Origin of the sequence: Caballeronia calidae (assembly GCF_900044055.2) — a bacterium.
Lineage (GTDB): Bacteria > Pseudomonadota > Gammaproteobacteria > Burkholderiales > Burkholderiaceae > Caballeronia > Caballeronia calidae.
The window spans coordinates 1-2,609 of record NZ_FCOX02000217.1; the positions used below are offsets into that span (position 1 = coordinate 1).

Annotated in this window: 2 protein-coding genes; both read right to left on the reverse strand. The window is 55.8% G+C overall.

The window, feature by feature from the left end; translation table 11 throughout:
• The coding region (locus tag AWB78_RS42100) for an IS110 family RNA-guided transposase (RefSeq protein ID WP_062613182.1) at window positions 1-1,022 on the reverse strand (1,022 nt) is incomplete at its 3' end.
• 366 nt (window positions 1,023-1,388) lie between these two features.
• Window positions 1,389-2,216, reverse strand: coding sequence for a hypothetical protein (locus tag AWB78_RS47400; protein ID WP_157697892.1), 828 nt, complete (start codon window positions 2,214-2,216; stop codon window positions 1,389-1,391).
• Between the last annotated feature and the right edge of the window lie 393 nt (window positions 2,217-2,609).

The window sequence follows — 2,609 nt, forward strand, 5'->3', positions numbered from 1 at the left end:
GCTGCGATGCTGCGCTGCTGCGCTGCTGCGCTGCCGCTGATCTTTGTACCGGGACATAGCCCGAGCCAGGAGCAGAAGTGCTTGACGTTCGCAAACCGGCTCAGGTCCGGGCCGATCTCCGAGAGGATCGTCATCACGGTGGTGACTGACAGGCCGTTGATGCGCGTCAGGTCCACGCCCGCCCAACGCGCGAGGGCCGCACGGGCATCAAACTGCGGCGTATTTTTGCCACGCCGCTTGCCGGGTCCGGCCAACTCGACATCGGGAGGTCCGAGCGGGACCAGCAGTGCGTCGATCTTCGCATCGCATTCGATGATGCGCTGCGCGAGACTGTCGAACATCGCCAGCGCCTGCTGTAACACGAACAGATGTTCCTCGCGCCAGTTGCCCGTCAGCGCGCGCACGATATCATCCTCGCTGCGCTTGACCCGGCCGTGACGATGGCGCGCAAGGACCTTCGGATCGCGCTCGCCCGTGACGATTGCACGGATGATCGCCTGCCCCGTCATGCCCATCATATCCGTGAGCACTTCGGTGAGCTGCAGGTTCATCTGCACCAGCGCCTTCTGCATGCGCAGCACCCAACCGGCCTGTTCGGCCAGCAGCACCTCGCGCTGGCGCACCACCGCGCGCACCACGCAGACCTCGTCATCCGGCCGCCAGGCGGCCCGCAGCAGCCCCAGGCTCATGAGCCACTGGCAATCCTGCACGTCGCTCTTGCGCCCCGGCACATACTTCATCTGCCGTGCGTCGACCAGCCAGACTGTCAGCCCACGTTGCTCCAGCACCTCATACACAGGAATCCAGAATACGCCGGTCAATTCCAGGGCGACCGTGTCGACCCCGCACGCGAGCAACCAGTCGGCCATCGCGTTCAGGTCATCGGTCATCGTGCCGAATTCCCGAACGGGCTCATCAGCGGCCCCGTTGGGCACCGCGACCCAGTGACTCGAACCGCCCACATCAATGCCCGCTGCGTTCGGAAATACCTCGGGGCTCTCTTCGCGCTTGCGCATCGCCATCGCCAGCTCCACACTTGTTCGTTGAACGGCAGCGCCATGGGATGCGTCGAAATTGACTCGATCTCGTGAACGGGATGCAGCTTGCGCTGCTCACCACTGTCACCGACGAATCCCGGACCATGCTCTCAAGCGGGCTCACTTGACGGCGTGCCGGCCGCAAGCGCGCACCATTGGACTGCCGGTCATTGCGGCGCTGCCGTTCACCTGTATACCCCATTCCTGGTTTCTCCGCGAACGCCGGACCCGGCACGGGGTTGGATTGCTCCCAAGAAACCATTCAGATCAATATTGCTTCTGGACGTTCAAAAACATCATCCGCCGGCAACACCTTGTCATGCTTGGCTTGGACTAATTCTGAAGGGCCGACTATTGATTACTCAACTCTTGAAGACGTCGCCTAATTGCTGCGCCGAACTTTCCATTGCGCTCCGCTGAATTTAAACCATTCAATAGAACATTCAAACTGCCCACGTCCACAAACATTGAAATCGCTTCTTCAATACTTGAAAAATCGATATCATCTTTATTTTCTTGGAGAAATCTTAGAAGCTTATAGCCTCTTTTTGACGAATCGTGATTCATTTCCTCCAACATGCTCTCACGCAATAGCCCATCTCGCAGATCATCTACCTTTTTTGCTAGCGCCTCCCCACCGCGCTCAGCTAAGACGCCGACACCAGACAGCGCCACATATGCGGGCTCACGGTCGATATATGTCGTCCAATCAAACGAGGTTGGCCTTGATACGCGAGCATATCCAGCGTCCCCTAAGTTCCCAATCGTTCCTCCTATACCATACCACTTGAAAAACTTTCCGCCAAGGTCGAGCATCGGCGCGAAAACGGTTCCAACATTACAAGCAAATTCTTTTAAAGATTTCGACGTAGGCGTACACGATTTTGCATGCTCCAGCTCGCCAATCATGGCGGTTAGATCGTGCTCCAGCTGGAGATCCTCTCTATTATTCAAAACGGGCCTAGTCGCTTTGAATACTTTTTTGTTTTTGATTTTGCCAATTTCTAGCAAACCTCTTGTGGGAAGAAATTTGAACGTTTCACCTAACACGTTTTTATTTAAATTCGTCAGAGAGGCGGCGTTACCTCCCCTATGCTCATGGACCGGAATTTCAACTTGAGGCTTTTCGTTTTCGTTCGGCTGAACGGAGTGAAATGTGTGATTGGAAAGTCTGTTCATAGATTTTTGTTGAAGTGAAGTTGCTAATTAATTGCTAGCCTGCCGATGGCCCAGAAGGGTATTATCAAATTGTTGCGAAGTCGGTTGATATCATGGAGTATGAAGAAAGCTTTCACGGCTGTCCGGCCATCCGGTACACCAAGCATGGACGCCCCGGCTTGCCAAGCTCTCATTTGTGACGGAGTGAAGGTATTGATTGCAGCCATGCATCCGGACTTCGCTGTCCGGCACATGGCCGGCGGTCCCTAATGGAATGTGCTGGCCGGACTCTCATCAGTCTTGCGTACTCTTGCGCACAGTGGTGTACTCAGAGTTTCCCGGCCACGGTCTAACCTGTCTCGCCATCACGTCATGATCGCCTGAGCAATCGGCTGTAGTCTCCTGCTGGTAGGG

Coding starts and splice junctions, on each gene's coding strand:
- AWB78_RS47400 (WP_157697892.1), bottom strand. CDS start 2,216: ATGAACAGACTTTCCAATCACACATTTCACTCCGTTCAGCCGAACGAA.